The 20,438-nt window shown below is 39.4% G+C and carries 22 protein-coding genes; 20 read left to right on the top strand and 2 right to left on the bottom strand.

Annotation, left to right across the window (positions count from 1 at the left end; genetic code table 11):
• Nucleotides 1-196 precede the first annotated feature (196 nt).
• Nucleotides 197-889, top strand: a complete 693-nt coding sequence (locus IGJ24_RS12540) for a WxL domain-containing protein (protein WP_409333584.1) — start codon at nt 197-199, stop codon at nt 887-889.
• 94 nt (nt 890-983) lie between these two features.
• Nucleotides 984-1,700, top strand: a complete 717-nt coding sequence (locus IGJ24_RS12535; RefSeq protein ID WP_194178247.1) for a WxL domain-containing protein — start codon at nt 984-986, stop codon at nt 1,698-1,700.
• 40 nt (nt 1,701-1,740) lie between these two features.
• Here IGJ24_RS12535 and mscL read toward each other — a convergent pair whose 3' ends face one another.
• On the bottom strand, nt 1,741-2,190 hold the full coding sequence (gene mscL / locus IGJ24_RS12530; protein ID WP_002354883.1) for a large conductance mechanosensitive channel protein MscL: 450 nt from the start codon (nt 2,188-2,190) through the stop codon (nt 1,741-1,743).
• Between the two features lie 208 nt (nt 2,191-2,398).
• Here mscL and yfmF point away from each other — a divergent pair, with 208 nt between their 5' ends.
• The 5 genes from yfmF (at nt 2,399) to IGJ24_RS12505 (ending at nt 7,963) form a co-directional block, all read left to right on the top strand.
• The gene (gene yfmF / locus IGJ24_RS12525; protein ID WP_002398177.1) at nt 2,399-3,667 is read left to right on the top strand and encodes an EF-P 5-aminopentanol modification-associated protein YfmF; all 1,269 of its coding nucleotides are present in this window, start codon (nt 2,399-2,401) and stop codon (nt 3,665-3,667) included.
• The gene (gene yfmH / locus IGJ24_RS12520) at nt 3,660-4,964 is read left to right on the top strand and encodes an EF-P 5-aminopentanol modification-associated protein YfmH (protein ID WP_289865738.1); all 1,305 of its coding nucleotides are present in this window, start codon (nt 3,660-3,662) and stop codon (nt 4,962-4,964) included. Before yfmF ends, yfmH begins: the two co-directional genes overlap by 8 nt.
• A gap of 167 nt (nt 4,965-5,131) precedes the next feature.
• Entirely contained in the window at nt 5,132-5,998 is an 867-nt protein-coding gene (locus IGJ24_RS12515) for a RodZ domain-containing protein (RefSeq protein ID WP_002359020.1), read from the top strand.
• Nucleotides 5,999-6,122: 124 nt separating this feature from the next.
• The gene (pgsA, locus tag IGJ24_RS12510; RefSeq protein ID WP_002365382.1) at nt 6,123-6,701 is read left to right on the top strand and encodes a CDP-diacylglycerol--glycerol-3-phosphate 3-phosphatidyltransferase; all 579 of its coding nucleotides are present in this window, start codon (nt 6,123-6,125) and stop codon (nt 6,699-6,701) included.
• Nucleotides 6,702-7,246: 545 nt separating this feature from the next.
• Nucleotides 7,247-7,963, top strand: a complete 717-nt coding sequence (locus tag IGJ24_RS12505; protein ID WP_002378980.1) for a PBECR4 domain-containing protein — start codon at nt 7,247-7,249, stop codon at nt 7,961-7,963.
• A 1,126-nt stretch (nt 7,964-9,089) separates the two neighbouring features.
• Here IGJ24_RS12505 and IGJ24_RS12500 read toward each other — a convergent pair.
• On the bottom strand, nt 9,090-9,977 hold the full coding sequence (locus IGJ24_RS12500; RefSeq protein WP_002383224.1) for a MurR/RpiR family transcriptional regulator: 888 nt from the start codon (nt 9,975-9,977) through the stop codon (nt 9,090-9,092).
• 374 nt (nt 9,978-10,351) lie between these two features.
• On the opposite strand from IGJ24_RS12500, the gene gnd reads away from it, so the two are divergent.
• The 13 genes from gnd to IGJ24_RS12435 all read left to right on the top strand — a co-directional run bounded on the left by gnd (nt 10,352) and on the right by IGJ24_RS12435 (nt 20,418).
• Entirely contained in the window at nt 10,352-11,287 is a 936-nt protein-coding gene (gene gnd / locus IGJ24_RS12495; RefSeq protein ID WP_002368456.1) for a phosphogluconate dehydrogenase (NAD(+)-dependent, decarboxylating), read from the top strand.
• Nucleotides 11,288-11,299: 12 nt separating this feature from the next.
• Complete coding sequence (locus IGJ24_RS12490; RefSeq protein ID WP_289865739.1) at nt 11,300-12,301, top strand: D-isomer specific 2-hydroxyacid dehydrogenase family protein; 1,002 nt, start codon at nt 11,300-11,302, stop codon at nt 12,299-12,301.
• Between the two features lie 14 nt (nt 12,302-12,315).
• Nucleotides 12,316-13,422: an iron-containing alcohol dehydrogenase family protein gene (locus IGJ24_RS12485; RefSeq protein WP_242384496.1), complete on the top strand. Its 1,107-nt coding sequence runs from the start codon at nt 12,316-12,318 to the stop codon at nt 13,420-13,422.
• A gap of 12 nt (nt 13,423-13,434) precedes the next feature.
• Nucleotides 13,435-14,271: a PTS mannose/fructose/sorbose/N-acetylgalactosamine transporter subunit IIC gene (locus tag IGJ24_RS12480; RefSeq protein ID WP_002354902.1), complete on the top strand. Its 837-nt coding sequence runs from the start codon at nt 13,435-13,437 to the stop codon at nt 14,269-14,271.
• Between the two features lie 20 nt (nt 14,272-14,291).
• A complete protein-coding gene (locus tag IGJ24_RS12475) occupies nt 14,292-15,164 on the top strand; it encodes a PTS system mannose/fructose/sorbose family transporter subunit IID (RefSeq protein ID WP_002354903.1) in 873 nt (290 codons plus the stop codon).
• A 21-nt stretch (nt 15,165-15,185) separates the two neighbouring features.
• Nucleotides 15,186-15,692, top strand: a complete 507-nt coding sequence (locus IGJ24_RS12470; RefSeq protein WP_002354904.1) for a PTS system mannose/fructose/N-acetylgalactosamine-transporter subunit IIB — start codon at nt 15,186-15,188, stop codon at nt 15,690-15,692.
• Nucleotides 15,693-15,769: 77 nt separating this feature from the next.
• The gene (locus tag IGJ24_RS12465; protein WP_002398171.1) at nt 15,770-16,222 is read left to right on the top strand and encodes a PTS sugar transporter subunit IIA; all 453 of its coding nucleotides are present in this window, start codon (nt 15,770-15,772) and stop codon (nt 16,220-16,222) included.
• 23 nt (nt 16,223-16,245) lie between these two features.
• Nucleotides 16,246-17,319 carry a mannonate dehydratase gene (uxuA, locus tag IGJ24_RS12460; RefSeq protein ID WP_002388613.1) on the top strand — a complete coding sequence of 358 codons (1,074 nt, stop codon included), beginning with the start codon at nt 16,246-16,248 and terminating at the stop codon, nt 17,317-17,319.
• A 4-nt stretch (nt 17,320-17,323) separates the two neighbouring features.
• Nucleotides 17,324-17,977 carry a bifunctional 4-hydroxy-2-oxoglutarate aldolase/2-dehydro-3-deoxy-phosphogluconate aldolase gene (locus IGJ24_RS12455; protein ID WP_033595369.1) on the top strand — a complete coding sequence of 218 codons (654 nt, stop codon included), beginning with the start codon at nt 17,324-17,326 and terminating at the stop codon, nt 17,975-17,977.
• Between the two features lie 314 nt (nt 17,978-18,291).
• Nucleotides 18,292-18,762: an ASCH domain-containing protein gene (locus tag IGJ24_RS12450; RefSeq protein ID WP_002354908.1), complete on the top strand. Its 471-nt coding sequence runs from the start codon at nt 18,292-18,294 to the stop codon at nt 18,760-18,762.
• A 175-nt stretch (nt 18,763-18,937) separates the two neighbouring features.
• A complete protein-coding gene (locus IGJ24_RS12445) occupies nt 18,938-19,156 on the top strand; it encodes a YdbC family protein (RefSeq protein WP_002381076.1) in 219 nt (72 codons plus the stop codon).
• Nucleotides 19,157-19,172: 16 nt separating this feature from the next.
• A complete protein-coding gene (locus tag IGJ24_RS12440) occupies nt 19,173-20,057 on the top strand; it encodes a YicC/YloC family endoribonuclease (RefSeq protein ID WP_002365374.1) in 885 nt (294 codons plus the stop codon).
• Nucleotides 20,058-20,112: 55 nt separating this feature from the next.
• Complete coding sequence (locus IGJ24_RS12435; RefSeq protein ID WP_002383233.1) at nt 20,113-20,418, top strand: hypothetical protein; 306 nt, start codon at nt 20,113-20,115, stop codon at nt 20,416-20,418.
• The last annotated feature ends 20 nt before the right edge of the window (nt 20,419-20,438 follow it).

The raw sequence follows: 20,438 nt of genomic DNA, 5'->3' as shown, positions 1-20,438 counted from the left end.
AAGTGCTGAAATTAAAGCTTGAAATCAAGAGAAACGCTTGGTTTTAAAGGAATCATCAATTTTCATGAATGGCTGTTAAATATTTAAAATTACGAAGAGAACAGATTCTTGTATAATAAGGCTATAGCTTCGGAAGCGTAGAAAAAAGGAACCGAGCGCTCTGGAAATTCATACAGTAAAAGGAGACGTACATATTATGATGAAAAAGAAAATGATGGCAAGTTTATTAGTTGGTAGCGCAATCGTTGGCGCAAGTTTAGCACCCCTTTCGGCACAAGCGGTGACCACTGGGAATACACCAGTGCAGGTAGAGTTTGGTGGAGGGGTGTTGCCAGATGGGGATGGTTTTGATAATAACACAAAGGATCCAGATCCTAATACATCAAACGGGAACTTTGATTTGCTTTTTATCCCTGAAGCAATTTCGTTTGATAAAACTTCTGTATCAGGTGATTTATCATCTATCAAGTCTAAGTCGTATGTCAATTATGCAGTTGGTGACATTCGAGGGACGAAAGAAGGATGGCATGTAACAGCGACACTTCCTGAAATGAAAAATGGTGAGGATAAGTTATTTGGTGTATATTCTTTTAAACAGACAGGATATATGCTAACTTATGATGAAACTACAAACAAGTTTATTACTACTACAGGTGGTATAAATGATTTTACTAATAGTCCTGTTGCACCTGTACTTTCAGCTACAAGTATTACCATTGGAGAAGATGCTTCATTAATGGCTAACGCTTCTAGTGGAAAAGGACAAGGAATGTGGGATTCCTATATGACTGAGCATACATTAAACATCACAACCCCTTACCAACAAATCAAAGCAGGCGCCTACACAGGCAACATCACATGGAACCTTGTCGCAGGTCCATCAATCTAAGCACAAGCAACAAAAGAATAGAGGACGGACCATCAGTTGGTAACTGCTGGTCTGCCCTCTAATAATCATTCAATCGTAAAGGAGAAGAACACAAATGAAAAAGAAAATGATGACAAGTTTATTAGTTGGTAGCGCAGTTGTTGGCGCAAGTTTAGCACCTCTTTCAGCACAGGCGACTACGACAGGGAATACGCCAGTCACAGCAACATTTGAAGGCGGCACGTTGCCAGACGGCAACGGCGATGCCAATACCGTTGATCCAGACCCGAATGGTTCAAACAGTAACTTTGATTTACTGTTTATTCCTCGCGAATTTAATTTTGGGAAATTATCAATTTCTGATGATTTAACGAAACCAATTCTTAACCAAAGAGACCCAGAAGCCATCAACGGCCATACAGAAATGATTGGTGTCGGTGACGTACGCGGCGGCAAAGAAGGCTGGCATTTAACGGCCCAATCTAATGGCCTAAAATTAGGCACTGAAAGCTTACAAGGCAACATTAAAGTGGCGCTGATTACTCAACTTGATTTGGAATACGAGGCAACAAGCAATAGCTATGTAGCTCTGACGACAGCAGTCTCTGCGCCAGAAGTCAGACCACAACTGGCTGCTCCGCAAAATTGGACCCTTGATTTAGGCGGGGAAGCCCAATTAATGGCTAACGCAGCAGCTGGTCAAGGCCAAGGATTATGGCAATTTTCACTGTTTAATACAGCTTTAAACATCACAACACCAGCCAACAATATTAAAGCAGGGGCCTACACAGGCAGTATCACGTGGAATCTCGTCGCAGGACCATCTGTGTAAGTCCAAACAAAAAAGTCATCCCCTCAGGATGACTTTTTGCTTATTTCTCTGTGAAGGTGCTGTCTGTTTTGACAGTTTCAGCAGGCGGTGTTTGCGCCGCTAATAAGTCGCGAATTTCTTTTAAGTAATCTTCGCTCGTTGGTACCACTTCTTCTTCTGCCGCTTCTTCTTTTTTGCCACGGTTTTTCATTTTGTTGGCCGCTTTGACAATCAAGAAGAGGACGAAGGCCGTAATTAAAAATGTAATAAGTGCACTAATCACGCTACCAATATTGAATTCAACGCCTTCGACTTTATAAACAAGGGCACCCAATGCATCGTCGGCACTCTTTTTCCCAGTCGTCAAGACAAAAATCAGACTAATTAACGGGGTAATCAAGCCTTCCACCACTTGTGTCACAATCGCTGTAAACGCACTACCAATGACAACACCAACGGCTAGGTCTAAGACACTCCCGCGCATGATAAACTCTTTAAATTCTTTAATCATTCTTTTTTCCCTCCTCACTTTAAAAACAGTATACCGAATCTTCTTGAAAATTTGAACTGAAAAACTCTTATCATTCAGAAAGCACCTGAAGCTGTGTTATAATGGAGCTATTGGAAAAAACATTAAAAAATGCTTTAGAATTTACGCGATACATATATTTCACAGCATTCTTTAGGTAAGATGAAGCAAATGAAGGAGCGATGCGGCAATGTCTGTTCAATTAGTTAAAGGCGTGAATTTACACGTCATTCCTACAGAAAAATATAAAACGGTGCGTCTTTTAGTCCGCTTTAATACACGATTAAATCATGAAACCATTACAAAAAGAACGCTGTTGTCCAGTTTGATGGAAACCAACAGCTTGAATTACCCGAATCAAGTCAAGTTAAGTGAGCGTTTGGCGGAGCTTTACGGCGCCAGCTTTGGGATTGGCGTTTCCAAAAAAGGCAATCAACATTGGTTTAATATTTCTATGAACATTGTCAATGATCATTATTTACAGGATAGTCAGGTTCTCGCCGAAGCGGTGGACTTTTTGAAGGAAATTATTTTTGCCCCCAATATTCAAGCGGGCCAATTTGAGGCGGAAACCTTCCAACGGGAGAAAGAGAACTTGAAAGCGTACTTGGAAAGTATTGTGGAGGACAAGCAAACCTATGCTTCTTTGGCGCTTCAAAGTGTCTATTTTAATCAATCGGAGGATCAAAAAATCCCTAGTTTCGGGACCGTTGCGGCGTTAGCTGAGGAAACAGCGGCGTCATTAGCAGCATATTATCAAAAAATGCTGGCGGAAGATCAAGTGGATATTTTTGTTTTAGGCGATGTCAATGAGGCGGAGTTAGTGCCATTATTCAAGCAATTACCGTTTACACCTCGTGAAGAAGGCAAAGCCGCGATTTTCTACAATCAACCGATTCGCAACGTGATTGAAGAGCGGACCGAGCGTGAGGTGCTAGCCCAATCGAAATTAAACTTGGCTTACAACACGGATATTTATTATGGCGATAGCTATTATTTTGCGTTGCAAGTGTTTAATGGAATTTTTGGCGGTTTCCCGCATTCTAAATTATTTATGAATGTCCGTGAGAAAGAGCATTTAGCGTATTATGCTTCTAGTAGTATCGACACTTTCCGTGGCTTCATGACGGTTCAAACAGGGATCGATGGCAAAAATCGGAATCAGGTCTTGCGTTTGATTTCGACAGAATTGGAAAATATTCGCTTAGGTAAGATTAGCGAATTAGAAATTGAACAAACGAAAGCAATGTTAAAAAATCAGTATATCTTAGCGTTAGATAATGCAGGCGCGTGGCTGGAAAAAGAATACTTGAACGAATTAATGCCGCAGACGATGCTGACGGCGGAGGAATGGATTGCACGGATTAATGCCGTGACTATTCCAGAAATCCAAGAAGTAGCCAAACGCTTGGAACTTCAAGCGATCTTCTTTTTGGAAGGAGAAACGGAAAATGATTAAAAAAGACTATGCACAAATTAAAGAAACATTGTATACAGAAACACTGGCGAATGGTTTAAAAGTTTACCTATTACCGAAAAATGATTTCCAAAAAACGTATGGCTTGTTTACGACCGATTATGGTTCCATTGACAACACGTTCGTGCCAATTGGTCAAGAGGAAATGATTGAAGTACCTGACGGAATCGCCCACTTTTTAGAACATAAAATGTTTGAAAAAGAAGATGGCGATGTCTTCCAAAAATTTGGACAACAAGGAGCTTCAGCGAATGCCTTTACCAGTTTTACGAAAACGAGTTATTTGTTTTCAACGACGGATCAAGTGACACAAAATCTAGAAACGTTGCTTGATTTTGTGCAATCGCCGTATTTCACGAAGGAAACGGTCGAAAAAGAAAAAGGCATCATTGGACAAGAAATTCAAATGTATTTAGATGATCCTAACTGGCGCTTGTTCTTTGGGGTTTTAGGCAACCTTTATCCGAAGCATCCATTGCATATTGATATTGCCGGCACAGTGGCAAGTATTGCGGAAATTACCGCAGAAGATTTGTATACATGCTACAATACGTTTTATCATCCAAGTAATATGACCTTATTCGTGGTAGGGAAAATGGACCCTGAAGCGTTAATGGCGTTCATTCGTGAAAACCAAGCGGCGAAAGAGTTTCCTGCCGCCCAACCTATTCGTCGGCATTTTCCTGAAGAAACAGCTGCTGACATTGTCAAAGAGAGCGCCATTGAAATGGCAGTCACACGGGCAAAAGTGCTTGTTGGCTTGAAAGGCTTAGATGAAGTGCCAACAACGGGTCGTGACTTAATGAAATATCAAGTCACCGTGAATTTGTTGTTACAATTATTGTTTGGTAATACCTCTCAAAACTATTTGGCTCTTTATGATGAAGGCTTGTTAGATGATAGTTTTAGTTATGACTTTAATTTAGATCGCAGTTTCCATTTTGCGGATATTGGCGGCGATAGTGAGCAACCAGAAGTCTTAGCAGAACGAATTGAAGCTATTTTATTATCTGCCACAACAAGTCCAGAATTAACGGAAGAAAATTTGTCCTTATTGAAGAAAAAAATGATTGGTAAATATTTCCAATCCTTAAACTCTTTAGAGTATATCGCCAACCAATTTTCACAATCATTGTTTGGGGAAACCACGCTGTTTGATAAGATTGAAGTCATTGAAAGCATTCAATTAGCCGACGTCCGCCAAGTAGCAAAGACCTTTATTCGTGAAGAAGGATTGAGCCGTTTCTACATGTATCCTAAAGGAGAAACCGAGCAATAAACCAACTGTTTAAGAAAAAGAAAAATCTTTGAAATCTTTCAATTTTGTTATCCTCAGTTGGCTTCTTTTGTGGTATTCTTAAAGGACGGGAATGTTTTCCTTGGCAATTGAAAAAGACTGATGAGACAATCGATAAATTAACAAAATAGACTGGAGAAGATGGACGAGTGGCCAGCGTAAATATTGGAGAAACACTAAAAGAAGCAAGATTGCAGAAGAACATCTCAATTGATGAACTGCAACAAATGACAAAAATTCAAAAAAGATATTTAGAAATTATTGAACAAAACGATTTTGAGTCCTTACCAGGCACCTTTTATGTGCGGGCGTTTATCCGCCAATATGCAAGTGCGGTCGGCTTAGATGGCAATCAATTGGTAGATATCTATGATGGCAAAGAACCAGCAATTGTCGAAGAACCCAAGCCAGTGTATGAAGAGCTTGAAGGGTCACGTAAGCAATTGCATGACGAAGAAAAGCAATCCAGTTGGTTACTGCGGAACTTACCAGCCATTGCCTTTTCGTTAATTGGTTTAGCCATTGCGGTCGTGGTGCTGTATATTATGTGGCAAGATCAAAAAGCCGAACCGATTATTCAAACACCGGCAACTAGTGCCAGTGTGGAAAAACCCAAAGAATCAAGTCAAGCCCCAGAAAGTAGCACACAAAGTAGTACACCGCCGTCTTCTTCAAGCGAACCAGAGAAGAAAACAGCTGTGGCTGTGGTGAGTGATGCCAACAATCAAGTGACTGCAACGGTTAAAGATGCGAATAGTCCAATCAACATTACCTTTAAAGGGACTGAAGGCTCTTGCTGGATTGGCGTGATGGTCGATGGCAACTATACGTACCAACACACCCTGCAAGCAGGAGAGACCCAAACAACAGCTTTACCTGCGAATGCCGCCAATGCAACACTGATTCTAGGCGCCTCAAATAACGTCGCCATTCAAGTCGATGGCGCCGATTTAACACTGGAAAAAACGCCAGTTTTAATTCGTAAGGATGTTACATTAGGGATTACGTATCGTTAGAAATGGTGTAAGAAGAATCTGGATAAACTGTCAAACGGCAATTATTCCAGATTCTTTTCTTTTTTTCGTGACACTGCCAGCAAGATAACGTAAAATAGAACAGGAGAAGGAAGGGGCAATTGAAGTGAATTTACCAAATAAATTAACAGTTTTAAGAATATTTATGATTCCGATTTTTATTATTATTGTGTCGGTGCCGATGGACTGGGGAACGATTAGTTTTGGCGACACAACGTTAGCCGTTACCCAATTAGTGGGCGCGATTATTTTTGCAGTTGCTAGTTTTACAGACTGGTTGGATGGCAAAATTGCCCGTGCACAAGGCTTGGTGACGAACTTCGGAAAATTTGCGGACCCATTAGCGGACAAAATGCTAGTGATGACCGCTTTTATCGTCTTAGTTGGTCAAGGCAAAGTACCTGCTTGGATTGTAGCAATTATTGTTTGTCGTGAATTGGCAGTAACTGGTTTACGGTTGTTATTAGTCGAACATGGCGAAGTAATGGCAGCAGCTTGGCCAGGAAAAGTAAAAACAGCTACCCAAATGGTTGCAATTATTTTACTATTCATTAACAACATTCCATTTTCAGCACTTCATCTACCACTAGATCAAATCATGCTATATGCCTGCTTGATTTTCACCATTTACTCTGGTGTTGATTATTTTGCTAAGAATAAAGATGTTTTTAAAGGTTCGATGTAACCATATAAAAAAATTGCTTGATAAAAGCATAAATGAAAAAAGGTTCAAAGGTAAAATTGGTGAATCTTTTTTCTGTTCAGTGGGAATAGATATCTTGTTTGAATTTAGAGAACAATTGTTTGCTTTTATTTGACAAGAGGCTATGATTTAGCTATAATGTGGATGAAAGAAGTCAGAAATTCTTATGGCTCATATAGAATTTCTGGAGGTAAAACTCACCTGAAAGGGTACCAGATTATCTGGAGTGATGATAGAGCCAATCATCGAAAACTTACTTTCAGTGTCACGGTGCATGACACTCCAATGATACTTCTCAATTCATAGCTGACTGTTTCAAGTCGTTATGAACAAAGGATCTAGAGGCTGATACATTTAGTAGTCATAGGGTTGATAAACTATCAGCATATTTATTTAAAGTACGAAGGCTTAGAAGGAGCCTAGGCGAAAGCTGAAAATAATGCACCCTCTTATGAGATATTTCAACAAACGTGCTTTTTGCACGTTTGTTTTTTTTTATCAAAATGAAAACGTAGAGGAGGGATGGAATGGGTGAAGCTAAAGTAACTAAAACTTTCCGATTAACAGAATTAGTGGCAAGTGATTTAAGTTGTAAAGATTTATTTGATGAACTTATTGCCGTTTTAGAAATTTTAGATGTAGAAGTTGTTAATAAAAAAATAGTTTATTTCTATAAAAGAAACGTGAAAAGTAAACAAGAAAAACTAGAAGTTTGTTTTACTAGAGAGAGTATTCTGCACTTAATTGGGATAAGTTATTATGATATTAATGAAAGAGAAACCTCTAAGTCAAGAATGAAAAGTAAGTATGCTATTGAATTTTATAGAGACTTTAAAAGAAATAAATTGAACTTTTCAAAATGTTGGGTAGAAAGTACAAGAAAAGTAAAAGATAAGCTTCAGGTATTGAAATACATTAAAAGCATAAAGACAGATGTGGTCAGAATAGGCGCTGACGGACAATTAAGAACAATTCCTATGACGAACACAATCAGTACGCCTAAGATTGGTTTAGGGATTGGCTTATATCATGATCATCCAGAATTCTCAATTCCTCGTTCTTGTTTAAATCTTGCTCAGGATAAAGAAGCGAAACAACATACCTCGTTTCGTAACGCCTGTCGGTGTACAAAAATTTGGATATATGAAAGAACAGAACAGGGTACTTGGAAATTAGAAGATAGGCAAGAATTTTTTAAAAAAATACAGGCAGAAAAAAGTAAGAAAAAAAGAAGAAAAAAGTAGGACTACGTCATTAACTTAGTTTGTAATTTGCTATATATCGTCAGCTAATGATGTCGTAGAATGAAAAAAGGGGTTCTCTTATACTAATTTTTGTAAAGAATTAAATTTATTTTCTATTACAAGTCCAGTATAGAACTTATTACTTACATAACAGTACTTTTAGAAAAAACCAGAAACAAAATTAAAGAGAGTAGCCCCTTTGAATTTAAAATTTAATAACTATACGTTAAGAAGTACTATCACTTTTTAATTGGACGAACATCACAATCTGAAATGATAAGAGTTGCGAAATTTGGGGGATTTCGTTTTAATGATTTGCATAAGAAGCATTAAAACATAAGCTTGGTTTCATTTCTAAAAAGCATACAAAAATTTGGAAAGTAACAATTTTTCTATAAATAAACTGCCAAGTAAATGTTTAGACAGGATATGTTGCTCAACTTTTACGTTTTAAAACACCAAACAACGTTCTGTTTCTTTGAACGATCATGTGAGAAAATGGGAAACGTGATTTACCTAAACCTTGAATAGTTAAGCAAGTTGAGTGGAGATGAAACGAAAAAAATTATGAATTATGAACATTTTTTTACTTATAAAGATATCATTATTAGTTTACTAATTTTCTTTGGATTGTTGTATGTAATAAGGCTGGAAAGCGTGACTAAATATTTTTCGTTAGTAATAGTCGCCATTGTTTGGTTTAATCCAAGACTAGTTCAGCTATTTGACAAGCACACGATTACTGTATCGATAGTTGTTACTCAAATGGTTATGCACTTCCTCTTTATTCCTTTATTTTTATTAACGCTATTAATTATTTCAATAACGGAAAAAGAAGATAGGTTATTTTGCCTACCCATTATATTTTCAGTCTTTCTTGTCTGTTCGCAAGCAACTTGGCTGTATGAGTATAATCTACTTTTTAGAGTAGTCGATATCTGGATGATTCTAATGATACTGTTCGTAAGGATAAAAAATATAAATCCTGAGTAGTTGCACTGAGAAAGCCAAGGATTAAAACTTCAAAGGAAAAGCCTGGGACATCAATCATTTTGGATTTTTGTTCCAGGCTTAAAAATGATAAAGGGTGGGAGCAGAAGCAACTACTAACAAATAAGACTTTTCTTTACGACAAGTAATGCGGATCTGTCTTAGTCGTGCTAATGTTGTCGCGGATTTTTTTCAAGGAATCGGCATTTTGATCAAAATTGTGATACATCGTATTTGTGTATAAAATATCCATTACCGTTAAGTAACTAATCCGTGAAGCCAAGGATTCCGCACGAAACAAGCCTTCTTCGGTGACGACAATAATTGCTTCGTCGGACAAGCCTGCCAACTCTGAACCGCTGTTACCAGTTAACGTAATCATTTTTGCGTTGGTTTTTTTAACTTGTCGTGCTAGGTTAATTGATTCCTTGGTTTTGCCTGAATGGGAAAAAATAAACACGCAATCTTCACTGGTTAATTTTGTGACAAAACTTAACTGCATGTGGTAATCAAAAATGTAGTTGCACCGATAGTTGGTCCGAATGAATTTATGGAAACTATCAAAAGCCACAATCGAGGAGCCGCCTTGCCCAAAAAAGTGAAGCGTTTTGGCAGAGTACATCAAAGCCAACACGTTATCTAACAGCTCTTTTGTTAAGAACTGTGTGGCGTTACTGAGGGAATAAATATTGGCTTGTAAGACTTTTTTAGCAATCGTAATACTATCATCATCTGGTGAAATATCATCGGCGCCATTCACGCTATTGACGTTTTGAAAAGTCGGCTGATAATTAGAATTCCTGGCGATATCAATTTTAAATTCTTGGAACCCAGAATAGCCAATCTTTTTTACAAATTGATACACGGAAGATTGGGAGACGCCAATTTCGTTGGCAAGACTTTCTAACGTCATTTGTGTCAATAATGATTCAGAATGAACAAAGTAATCGGAAATTTTCTTTTCTGTGAGGCTCAAATTCGGTTTTTTGATCCGAATCCGTTGATCCAAATAGTGGTTTTTCATTAACACATTCCTCCAATCTTATTTTTTTTAAAATAAAATGAATGCCTTTTCATTGTTGGTATAGACTGATTATAGTGGAAAAAGAGGACAAATACAATTTCTCTTTTTCTCCACAAAAAAGAAATTCTTTAAAAAAGCCAAAAAAAATAAATAATCTTTTTTCTGAAAAATGAAGGGGTCTTGAAAAGACTTCTCTCAACTAAAGAAAGTAGCCAGTAAAAAGAACGTGATACCAAGAGATTTACTTGTGTTTTTTGTATGAAAGCTCCTTAAAAATAAAAACGTTTTACCTTTTGAGTAGGCAAGATTTTTGCTAAAAAATAAAAAATATTTTTTAATTAGTGTAATCGTTTACATTATTTTTTTTATCCTTTATGATTGAAGTATCAAAAGAGGCAGGTGAAAGAAAAATGGATATTGGCTTTATTGGACTTGGGAAAATGGGTTTGAACATGGCGTTAAATGTTCACGAACAAGGCTGGCCCATTATTGGCTTTGATGTAACAAAGGGAGCAAGAGCGACTGCTAGAGAGCAGGGGCTTTCCGTTGTAGATTCGTTGCCGGAATTATTGAAAGCGCTTAATAAAAGGAAGGTGATTTTTTTAAGTACCCCCGCTGGTCAGATTACCAATCAATTAGTGGCAGAATTGGTAGAGCAATTAGCACCAGAGGATATCATTGTGGATAGTGGCAATTCAAATTTTCATGATAGTGTTGCGAATGCTCAGCTTGCTAAGGAAAAAGGAATTTATTTTATTGATTGTGGTACTTCTGGTGGCATCAAAGGAGCGCGGGAAGGAGCGTGTTTAATGGTTGGCGGTGCGCCTGAAGCTGTCAAGGTGTTAACCCCATTTTTTGAAGATTTAGCTTGTGAACAAGGGTATCTTTATGCTGGGAAATCAGGAGCTGGTCACTATTTGAAAATGGTGCATAACGGGATTGAGTACGTCATGATGCAAGCCATGGGCGAAGGATTCAATTTATTAGAAGCTGCCGAATATGATTTTGCGTTGGAGAAAGTAGCCGATGTGTGGAATCACGGCTCGATTATTGAAGCTCGCTTGATGGGCTTAGCGAAAGAGGTTTTTGCGGAAAATCCTACGTTAGCCAATTTAGAAGGGAAAGTTGCAGCAAATGGCGAAGCCAAATGGATGATTGAAGAAGCATTGCGTTTGGAGATGCCCGTCCCAACTACGGCGTTGTCCTTATTTACTCGAAATGAAAGTATGCTAGCAAATCATTTTTCAAACAAAGTGGTCGCTTCTTTGCGACAAGGATTTGGCGGGCATGAAGTCGTAAAAAGTCAGTAAAGGAGTTTAGTCATGTTAAAAAAACAAAAAATTGCCATAGTGAATTCCAGTAGTTTTGGTCAAATTTTTCCTGAACACTTGACGCGCTTAGAAAAAATAGGCACCGTAAAGCATTTTACAGTCGACAGTGAAATTGGTGGGAAAGAGTTAGCGGAACGTTTACAAGGATATACGATTATTATTGCTAGCGTGACGCCATTTTTCACGAAAGAATTTTTTGAACATAAAGATGAATTATTGCTGATTTCTCGCCATGGTATTGGGTATAACAACATCGATTTAGACGCTGCAAAACAGCACGACACAATTGTTTCCATCATCCCAGCTTTAGTAGAACGAGATGCCGTGGCGGAAAACAATGTCACAAATTTACTAGCTGTTTTACGGCAAACCGTGGCTGCAGATGCCAGCGTTAAAGCAGATCAATGGGAAAAACGAGCGAATTTTGTCGGTCGGACGTTATTTAACAAAACTGTGGGTGTCATTGGTGTTGGGAACACAGGAAGTTGTGTCGTGGAGACGTTACGAAACGGATTTCGCTGTGACGTGTTAGCGTATGATCCCTATAAATCCGCCACTTATCTGCAAAGTTATGGAGCCAAAAAAGTAGACTTAGATACGTTGCTAGCTTCAGCAGACATCATTTGTTTATGTGCCAATTTAACTGAAGAAAGTTATCACATGATTGGCTCGGCGGAAATTGCCAAGATGAAAGACGGCGTCTATCTTTCCAATAGCGCACGAGGCGCCTTGATTGATGAAGAAGCCATGATTGCCGGTTTGCAATCGGGCAAAATTGCTGGGCTTGGGACAGATGTTTTAGAAGAGGAACCAGGTCGGAAAAATCATCCTTATCTTGCGTTTGAAAATGTAGTAATGACGCCGCACACTTCCGCTTATACCAGGGAATGCCTGCATGCGATGGGAGAAAAATGCGTGCAAGATGTGGAAGACGTGGTGCAAGGTATTTTACCTCAACGGGCAGTGCAAGAAGTCAGTCGTTACGTTAGTTAAGAAGGAGGAGGAGCATGTTAACTGATTTAAAAGTGAAAGTTGGACCGCAATTTTATCGTTACCACGAAGGCGCCTTAGCTTCGGTGCCGTCACTTTTCAAGGAATATCACGCCCAACGAATTTTGGTGGTGCATGGCACCGTATCCTTTGAAAAAGCTCAGCCATTTTTGTCCTTCTTGGCAGATTCAGAGTATCAATTCTTCTATCACACTTACACAGGAGAATGTAGTTATTTTGGCGCCGAACAAATTTCACAGCAAATAAAGGAACACCAGATTGACTTTCTTCTGGGAGTCGGCGGCGGTAAGTTAGCCGATTTAGTGGGCTACAGCGCCCATTTAAACAATCTGAATTTTGGCTTGGTCCCCACTTTGGCTAGTAACTGTGCGCCGTGGACACCGTTAGCTGTGATGTATCAAGAAAATGGCGCGGCCGAAGGCAAAACGGAACATTTCTTTCGCCAAGCTGCGTTTTTAATCACTGATCCTAAGTTGCTTCTTGATGCGCCCCGTGATTATTTTGTCGCTGGTTTAGCTGATACGTTAGCGAAATGGTATGAATCAGAGACCATTTTACGCCAAGCCCATTTGCAAGGGGAACCCTTTTTACAATTAGCGGGAGCGACCGCCAAGCTTTCGCAAGAAGCGATTATGCGGGACTCAAAATCAGCCTTAGCAGCGATGGACGAGGGCAAACTCACGCCTGAATTTGTCCATCTTTCAGAAATTGTTTTCGCCGTTTCCGGATTAGTCGGCGGTTTCGGTGACAAATACGCCCGCAATGCAGCAGCACACGCCATGCATGATGCTATGAGTAAATTTTTACCAAAAAGTCATGACTATTTACATGGCGAAAAAGTAGCTTACGGCATCTTCTATCAATTAGCATTGGAAAAAAGGTGGGCCATCATAGACGCATTAATCCCCTTTTATCAAGAGCTAAACTTGCCCATGTCGTTACGACAAATGGGCCTTTACCCAGAAGAAGAAGCAGTACTCGATGCAATGGTTCAATTTATTGATTCAAAAGAAAAGGTTCATTTAATTCCTATTGAGATTTCGGAAGAACGTTTACGTCAAGGGATTGAAGAACTAGAAAAGTATATCCAAAACCAAGGATAAGAAGGAGGAACTATGGAAACGTTAAGTGTTTTACAAAGTTTGATAATGGCGCTTTGGGTGGCAGCAATTATGTCCAGATGGCTTGGAGGAGGAGCAACGTTAACGTTGCGTTTCTCGCCCTTAATGACAGGGTTAGTAGCAGGTTTAGTGATGGGCGATGTCCCGAAAGCGATGATTGTCACCGCAGCATTACAAATGATTTACATGGGTGTTTTTTCACCAGGTGGCTCTATGCCAGCAGAACCATCAATTGCGGCAGCGATTGCTGTGCCAGTTGCGTTGCTAGGGAATTTGAAGCCGGAAGCGGCTATCGCCGTAGCGGTTCCTGTCGGTCTTTTAGGAAGTTATTTATATCAATTCCGTTTCTTTATTAACACGTTTTTAGGGAAGTATACCGATCGTGCGGTGGCTGAACTAAATTCTAAAAAAATTGCCCGCTCAATTATCTGGTATCCAACGATTGCCTCATTTATTTTATTCGTTCCATTAGTCTTTTTTGCTCTTTATCTAGGGGCACCAGTCATTGCCGATATTATTAAAGCATTAGAAGGAACCGTTGTGATTCACGTGTTAGAAGTAGTCGGTGGTGGTTTAGCCGCAATTGGGATTGCGACAACGGTCTATGTCATTGGTCGAAAAGATTTCTTGGTTTTCTTTTTCCTTGCATACTTCATGAGTATCGTCTTTAAGTCATTGGAAATTACCATGGTAACGTATGCCATCTTTGGCGTAATTATTGCGTTAATTTTTGTGCAAGTCCAAAAAGGCAAACCTGTAGCAGAAAGTGCTGGTTCCGCCAGTGCCACCACTGATTTTGATGATGATGACGATTACGATGACGGGTTTTAAAAGAAAAAGGAGGAACTGAAATGACGGAAACAACAGAAAAAGTCGTGCCGAAAACAACGAATTTAGCACCAGAAGAAATTACCAATAAAGATGTTACAAAAGCCTATCTCCGTTGGCATTTTGCCAATGAAATTCCCCATTCCTTTGAACGTTACTTGGCGCCTTCGTTATTGTACGCAATGATGCCACTTTTAAAGAAATTATATAAAGACGATGAACAATTAAAAGCCGCTTATATGCGTCAACTGCTGTTTTTCAATACGCAATTAAGCTGGGGCGGCGGGGTCATTACTGGGTTGATGGCTTCCATGGAACAAGAGCGGGCCAAAGAAGAACATGAAGGCCGCGAAATCATGATGCAAGATGATTTAATGTATAACACCAAAGCTGGCTTGATGGGCGCGTTAGCGGGGATTGGTGATGCGATTGACTCAGGTACGGTTCAATATATTTTTATTGCGATTGCGGTGCCGTGGGCGCAACAAGGTAGCGCATTAGGTGCGATTTTCCCCTTTGTCGCGTTTGCCCTTTATCAAGTACTGTTAGGTGTGTTCTTTGCGAGACAATCCTTCAAAATGGGGCGGAATGCCACAGGCTTAATGCAAAGTGCTGGGATTCAAAAAGCCATTGAAATGTTATCTGTTTTAGGGTTGTTCATGATGGGAATTTTAGCTGGTAATTATGTCAAAGTTTCTTCAACCCTTCAATTTAAACTTTCTGGCCGTGAGTTTGTGGTCCAAGATATTCTTGATCAGATTGTCCCAGGACTCTTACCGCTAGCTGTCGTAATGGGCGTGTATTGGTTCTATACGAAAAAAGGTTTGAAAGTTACGCAAGCATTATTGTGGTTAACAGGTATTTTAATTGTCTTAGCAACAGTCGGTATTTTATAAAAAGAAAAGGACGTGAATCAGATGGGCGTAGTAAATTTAGCAAGAGTAGATGAACGATTAATTCATGGACAAGTGATGGTGACCTTGTCCCAAAAAAGTGGCGTTAATTCCATTTTCGTTGTCGATGAAGTGGTGGCAAAGGATAAATTTATGCGTGATTTATACAAAAGTGCAGGCAGTCGGACAGGACAAAAAACCATTGTCATTACGCCGGAAAAAGCCAAATTTTATTGGGATGAATACCAATTCAAAGAGTACAACTGTATTTTAATCGCTAAAACCGTCTCTGTAATTTATGACTTAGTAAAACACGGAGTCCCTATGAAGGAGTTAAACATCGGCGGTATTGCACAGAAAAATCCAGAAAAAGATTTATTAGTAACCAAATCTGTTTATTTAAACAAAGAAGATGCCGAAAAATTAAAAGAGCTACATGAGGTGTATGGCGTAGAAGATATTTATTTCCAAGCAACGCCTTCTGCACCAAAAACTAGTTTAAAAGAGGTTTTAGGCAAATTTAATTTATAAAAAAGGCCAGTCGCTTGAGTCATTGCATGACTGTTTGAAGTAATGACTCAAGCCACTGAACTGAAGGAGGAACTTTTATGTTAGGGATTGTGATTGCTACACATGGTGCACTAAGTGACGGTGCGAAAGACGCAGCTACCGTGATTATGGGCGCAACCGAAAATATCGAAACCGTTAATCTAAATAGTGGAGACGATGTCCAAGCACTAGGCGGGCAAATTAAAACAGCGATTGAGAACGTCCAACAAGGGGATGGCGTGGTGGTCATGGTTGACTTATTAAGTGCGAGTCCTTACAATCAGGCAGTTTTGGTGATTAACGAACTAGAACCAGCACTACAAAAGAAAATCTTTGTGGTGAGTGGTACCAACCTACCAATGGTCTTAGAAGCGATAAACCATCAATTATTGGGCACACCGATTGCTGAAGCGGCGCAAGCGATTGTTGCGCAAGGCAAAGAAAGTGTGCAAGCATGGGATATTTCTATGACTTCCTTTGAGGATGAAGAGGATGAGGACGATGATTTTTAAGAATGTAGTAAAGGGTGAAAGCAATGAAATGGGGATTTAGATGGTACGGAGCGGCAGGCGATGCCATTCCGTTAAAACATATTCGACAGATTCCAGGAATTACTGGTGTTGTCGGTACCTTGTTAAATAAACTACCAGGTGATGTTTGGACAGTAGCCGAAATTCAGGCACTTAAACAATCGGTGGAACAAGAAGGATTAGCACTTTTAGGAATTGAAAGTGTTGCTATTCATGATGCCATTAAAGCGGGGACGGATCAACGAGACCACTATATTGATAATTATCGCCAGACGTTGCGTAACTTGGGGAAATGCGGAATTTCCTTAGTGTGCTACAGTTTCAAGCCTATTTTTGGTTGGGCTAAAACGGACTTGGCGTATGAGAATGAAGATGGCAGCTTATCGTTGTTATTTGATCAAGCTGTGGTAGAGAACATGCAGCCAGAAGACATGTATCAATTGATTCACAGTCAGTCAAAAGGATTCCGGTTACCAGGTTGGGAAGAGGAGCGTTTGCAACAATTTCAAGAATTGAAAGCCATGTATGCCGGCGTAACGGAAGAAGATTTGGTCGAAAATTTGCGCTACTTTTTAGAACGTGTGATTCCTGTCTGCGAAGAAGAAAATATCAAAATGGGGATTCACCCCGATGATCCACCTTGGGAAATTTTTGGTTTGCCAAGAATCACTAAAAATTTAGCGGATTTAAAACGGATCCTTTCCTTGGTGGACTCACCAGCAAATGGGATTACATTTTGTACAGGTTCCCTCGGTGCGGACCCGACGAATGATTTACCTACTATGATTCGTGAAATAGGTCACAGAATTAATTTTGTTCATTTCCGCAATGTGAAGTATTTAGGCGAGCATCGTTTTGAAGAAACGGCGCATCCGAGTGTCGCTGGTTCGTTAGATATGGCGGAATTAATGCAAGCACTGGTAGATGTAGGGTATGAAGGCGTTATTCGCCCTGACCATGGGCGGGCAATTTGGGATGAAAAAGCGATGCCTGGTTATGGTTTATACGATCGAGCAATGGGGTTGACCTATATTCAAGGACTGTACGAAGCAACCAAAGCCAAACAAAATAGGAAGTGACAGAATGGAAACAAAAGTTGAAAAAAATCAACTGTATCAACAATTAGCGACATGTAAACTTTTACCACTATACACTGCAACAGATTTACGCTATTTGCCACAAGTAGAATCAGTCTTAGTAGAAAACGAATTACCGTTTATTGAAGTCACTTTTCGGAGTCAGCTGGCCTTGCCTGCCATCAAACAACTTGCTGCTTCAGGAAATTTAATAGTAGGCGCAGGAACTGTTCGAACCTTGAAAGAAGCCCAAGAGGCATTAGCGAGCGGTGCACAGTTCATTGTTTCCCCAGCGATTGTTCCAGAAGTCATTGATTTTTGTCTGGCAAATGAGGTGCCTATTTTTCCAGGAACAGCTACGCCTGGGGAGATTCAGCGAGCGCTGGCGTATGGCTTACGAGTGGTTAAATTTTTCCCAGCCGATATTTACGGCGGGTTAAAAGCCATTAAAAGTTTAAGCGGTCCGTTTTATGATGTTCAATTTTTACCAACTGGTGGGATTGATGAAACAAACTTTATAGAGTATGTGGAAGCAGAAGAAGTATTAGCAGTGGGCGGATCCTTTATTTTATCGGAAAAGATGCTTCAAGAAGATGAAGCTTCGGCACGCCAGCATGTTCAATCTTTACTCACGAAAATCAAAGAACGACAAGCAAAATAAAAAGATGAGGTCGGGACAGAAGCGTTTAACTCCGAGAAATAAGAAGGAATTTCCGAAAATTGTTCTGTAATTTTTGGAGAATTTCGGCTTATTTCCGAAGGAGTTGCTTCTGTTCCCGCCGTTTATAAGTTTTTGAGCGTGGAGCAAAAATCCAAAGTGATTTTTGTCCCACGCTCTCTTTTTTTTTCTGTCCAAATGTTACTGACATTATTTTAGTTTTCATTTTGTAAAAATAGTATAGGAGAAAAGCAATCAGTTATGTATAATTAGTGAAAGAAGGTTGCGTGAAGTAAAAATAAAAAGGAGAGCAAAGGATGTTAAAAAATGTAGAAGTGTTCTGGCAAAACTTTTTAGATAAACATGAATTAGATATGTTGATGCCCGATGTGTGGATGTTTGGTGATGGCTCTTCTGAGATGGGTAATCGTTTGGGTCAATTGGTTGTTTCTGGTCGTAAGACAGCGACATGTTCTTCTTTAGATATTTATAAGATGGAAGAAGAACAACTCCCTAAAGCTGGTCAATACGACATAATTTTAGATGGTCAGTCTCAACCGCTGGCTATTATTCGAACAACCAAAGTTGAAATTATGCCCATGAATAAGGTCTCAGAATCTTTTGCACAAGCGGAAGGTGAAGGAGATTTGACGCTGGATTATTGGTATGAAGAGCATGCGCGGTTCTTTAAAGAAGAACTGGCCCCCTATCAGCTACAATTTTATCCCGACATGCTGTTAGTTTGCCAAAGTTTTGAAGTGGTGGATCTTTATACAGAAAAAGAATAGACAGAGAAGCGGTGACTGACACGATTGAAACGAGCAGTTGCCGCTTTTTTTACTGATTTTTTGAAAAAGTTGCGTATGTTTATATAGACAGGGTGATAGAAAAGAGATGTGTATTTTAAGTGTCGAGGAAAAGATGGTACAATAACCTAAGGAATACTAACAAGGAGTGAATGTTATGAAAGAAGAATTTTCATATGAAATTTTAGAAGAAGTCGCTGTGTTATCTGAGAATGCTCGTGGCTGGCGTAAAGAATTGAATTTAATTAGTTGGAATGGTCGTCCACCAAAATTTGATTTGCGTGAGTGGGCCCCTGATCACGAAAAAATGGGTAAAGGCATCACCTTAACTAACGAAGAATTTGCTGAATTAAGCAAAACAATTAAATCCATGTAAAAGGAGCACCCTGTCAATGAAAAGTATGACTGGATTTGGAAAAAAGACTATTCAAAATGAAAATTATCAATTGGATATCGAAGTCAAAAGTGTCAACCAGCGGTTTTTAGATATTCAATTGCGTATGCCCAAGGAACTGAATGCCTATGAACTGGTGATTCGGCAAGTAATCAAACGCACGTTAAAACGTGGACGTGTGGAAGTCTATGTAAATCTCCAAAAAATCGGCAACAATCAAAAAGAAGTGCGCGTGCAGTGGGACTTAATTGATCAATTATTAACTTCGGTAGATCAACATTTAAAGGAAAACTATCCGGAAGCAACGTTTGATGCAGGGGACACGGTCAACCATTTATTAAAGCAAAATGATTTTGTCGAAATAGTGGAAGCAGAAATCGTTGATCAGACATTTGAACCATTTCTTGTTCAAGCATTTGAAGCAGCCATCGCTAGTCTTGACCAAAGCCGTGTGCAAGAAGGAACGCAAATTAAACAAGTCCTGCTTGACTACGTAGCAGTGTTGACCCAATCAATTCAAGAGCTGCAAGCGTTTGTGGGTGTTTTTGAACAAGAATACCGTCAACGTTTTGAAGCGAAATTAAACGAATGGTTAGGTAGCCAAGTGGATGAAACACGCTTATTAACAGAAATGGCCATTTTATTGGAAAAAGGCGATATTCATGAAGAATTGGATCGTTTGGATATCCATATTGATAAGTTGCATCAGTTGCTTGACGAAACAGAACCAGTGGGCCGAGAACTAGATTTCTTAATTCAAGAAATGAACCGTGAAGTCAATACGATTGGTTCGAAATCAAGTCCAATTGAAATAAAAAATAGTGTCGTTCAAATGAAAACAACCTTAGAAAAGATTCGTGAACAAATTCAAAATGTCGAATAGAGAAAATGGTTTCGTGTTTTTCCAGAAAACGCTATAATATAGAAGTAACGAATAAATGACAGAGGTGAAAGCAATGACTAAATTTTATGATGTAACCTTTCAAGAATTAAGTGGTCGTTCTGTGGTAAAAACAGAAGTCGCTTCAGACAGAGAACCATTTGACGTCTGGCAAGATGCTTGTGCAAGCTATTCTGAAACAGAATTAAATATCCAAATTAACGAAGACACGTTTGTTACTTTGAATCGTCACTTTGTTGTTCGCATTGACGTGAAAGAAGTTGACGGCCCTGTCGACAAACAAGTTCGTCGTCGCGATGAATTGATGAACGTGGTCAATACGCTTTCTAATATGGGCTTATAAAAAATACCACCAAGCATTTC

Origin of the sequence: Enterococcus sp. DIV0546 (assembly GCF_051712785.1) — a bacterium.
GTDB lineage: Bacteria > Bacillota > Bacilli > Lactobacillales > Enterococcaceae > Enterococcus > Enterococcus faecalis.
This window is presented reverse-complemented; position numbering and strand designations above follow the sequence as displayed.

What these genes read in the sequence shown, in the direction of transcription:
- IGJ24_RS12470 (WP_002354904.1), top strand. Translation starts at nt 15,186, where the DNA reads ATGGGCGTAGTAAATTTAGCAAGAGTAGATGAACGATTAATTCATGGA.
- IGJ24_RS12450 (WP_002354908.1), top strand. Translation starts at nt 18,292, where the DNA reads ATGTTAAAAAATGTAGAAGTGTTCTGGCAAAACTTTTTAGATAAACAT.
- IGJ24_RS12500 (WP_002383224.1), bottom strand. Translation starts at nt 9,977, where the DNA reads ATGAAAAACCACTATTTGGATCAACGGATTCGGATCAAAAAACCGAAT.
- yfmH (WP_289865738.1), top strand. Translation starts at nt 3,660, where the DNA reads ATGATTAAAAAAGACTATGCACAAATTAAAGAAACATTGTATACAGAA.
- gnd (WP_002368456.1), top strand. Translation starts at nt 10,352, where the DNA reads ATGATTGAAGTATCAAAAGAGGCAGGTGAAAGAAAAATGGATATTGGC.
- IGJ24_RS12445 (WP_002381076.1), top strand. Translation starts at nt 18,938, where the DNA reads ATGAAAGAAGAATTTTCATATGAAATTTTAGAAGAAGTCGCTGTGTTA.
- IGJ24_RS12540 (WP_409333584.1), top strand. Translation starts at nt 197, where the DNA reads ATGATGAAAAAGAAAATGATGGCAAGTTTATTAGTTGGTAGCGCAATC.
- uxuA (WP_002388613.1), top strand. Translation starts at nt 16,246, where the DNA reads ATGAAATGGGGATTTAGATGGTACGGAGCGGCAGGCGATGCCATTCCG.
- IGJ24_RS12455 (WP_033595369.1), top strand. Translation starts at nt 17,324, where the DNA reads ATGGAAACAAAAGTTGAAAAAAATCAACTGTATCAACAATTAGCGACA.
- IGJ24_RS12480 (WP_002354902.1), top strand. Translation starts at nt 13,435, where the DNA reads ATGGAAACGTTAAGTGTTTTACAAAGTTTGATAATGGCGCTTTGGGTG.
- IGJ24_RS12490 (WP_289865739.1), top strand. Translation starts at nt 11,300, where the DNA reads ATGTTAAAAAAACAAAAAATTGCCATAGTGAATTCCAGTAGTTTTGGT.
- IGJ24_RS12505 (WP_002378980.1), top strand. Translation starts at nt 7,247, where the DNA reads ATGGGTGAAGCTAAAGTAACTAAAACTTTCCGATTAACAGAATTAGTG.
- IGJ24_RS12485 (WP_242384496.1), top strand. Translation starts at nt 12,316, where the DNA reads ATGTTAACTGATTTAAAAGTGAAAGTTGGACCGCAATTTTATCGTTAC.
- IGJ24_RS12435 (WP_002383233.1), top strand. Translation starts at nt 20,113, where the DNA reads ATGACAGAGGTGAAAGCAATGACTAAATTTTATGATGTAACCTTTCAA.
- yfmF (WP_002398177.1), top strand. Translation starts at nt 2,399, where the DNA reads ATGTCTGTTCAATTAGTTAAAGGCGTGAATTTACACGTCATTCCTACA.
- IGJ24_RS12475 (WP_002354903.1), top strand. Translation starts at nt 14,292, where the DNA reads ATGACGGAAACAACAGAAAAAGTCGTGCCGAAAACAACGAATTTAGCA.
- IGJ24_RS12535 (WP_194178247.1), top strand. Translation starts at nt 984, where the DNA reads ATGAAAAAGAAAATGATGACAAGTTTATTAGTTGGTAGCGCAGTTGTT.
- mscL (WP_002354883.1), bottom strand. Translation starts at nt 2,190, where the DNA reads ATGATTAAAGAATTTAAAGAGTTTATCATGCGCGGGAGTGTCTTAGAC.
- IGJ24_RS12440 (WP_002365374.1), top strand. Translation starts at nt 19,173, where the DNA reads ATGAAAAGTATGACTGGATTTGGAAAAAAGACTATTCAAAATGAAAAT.
- IGJ24_RS12465 (WP_002398171.1), top strand. Translation starts at nt 15,770, where the DNA reads ATGTTAGGGATTGTGATTGCTACACATGGTGCACTAAGTGACGGTGCG.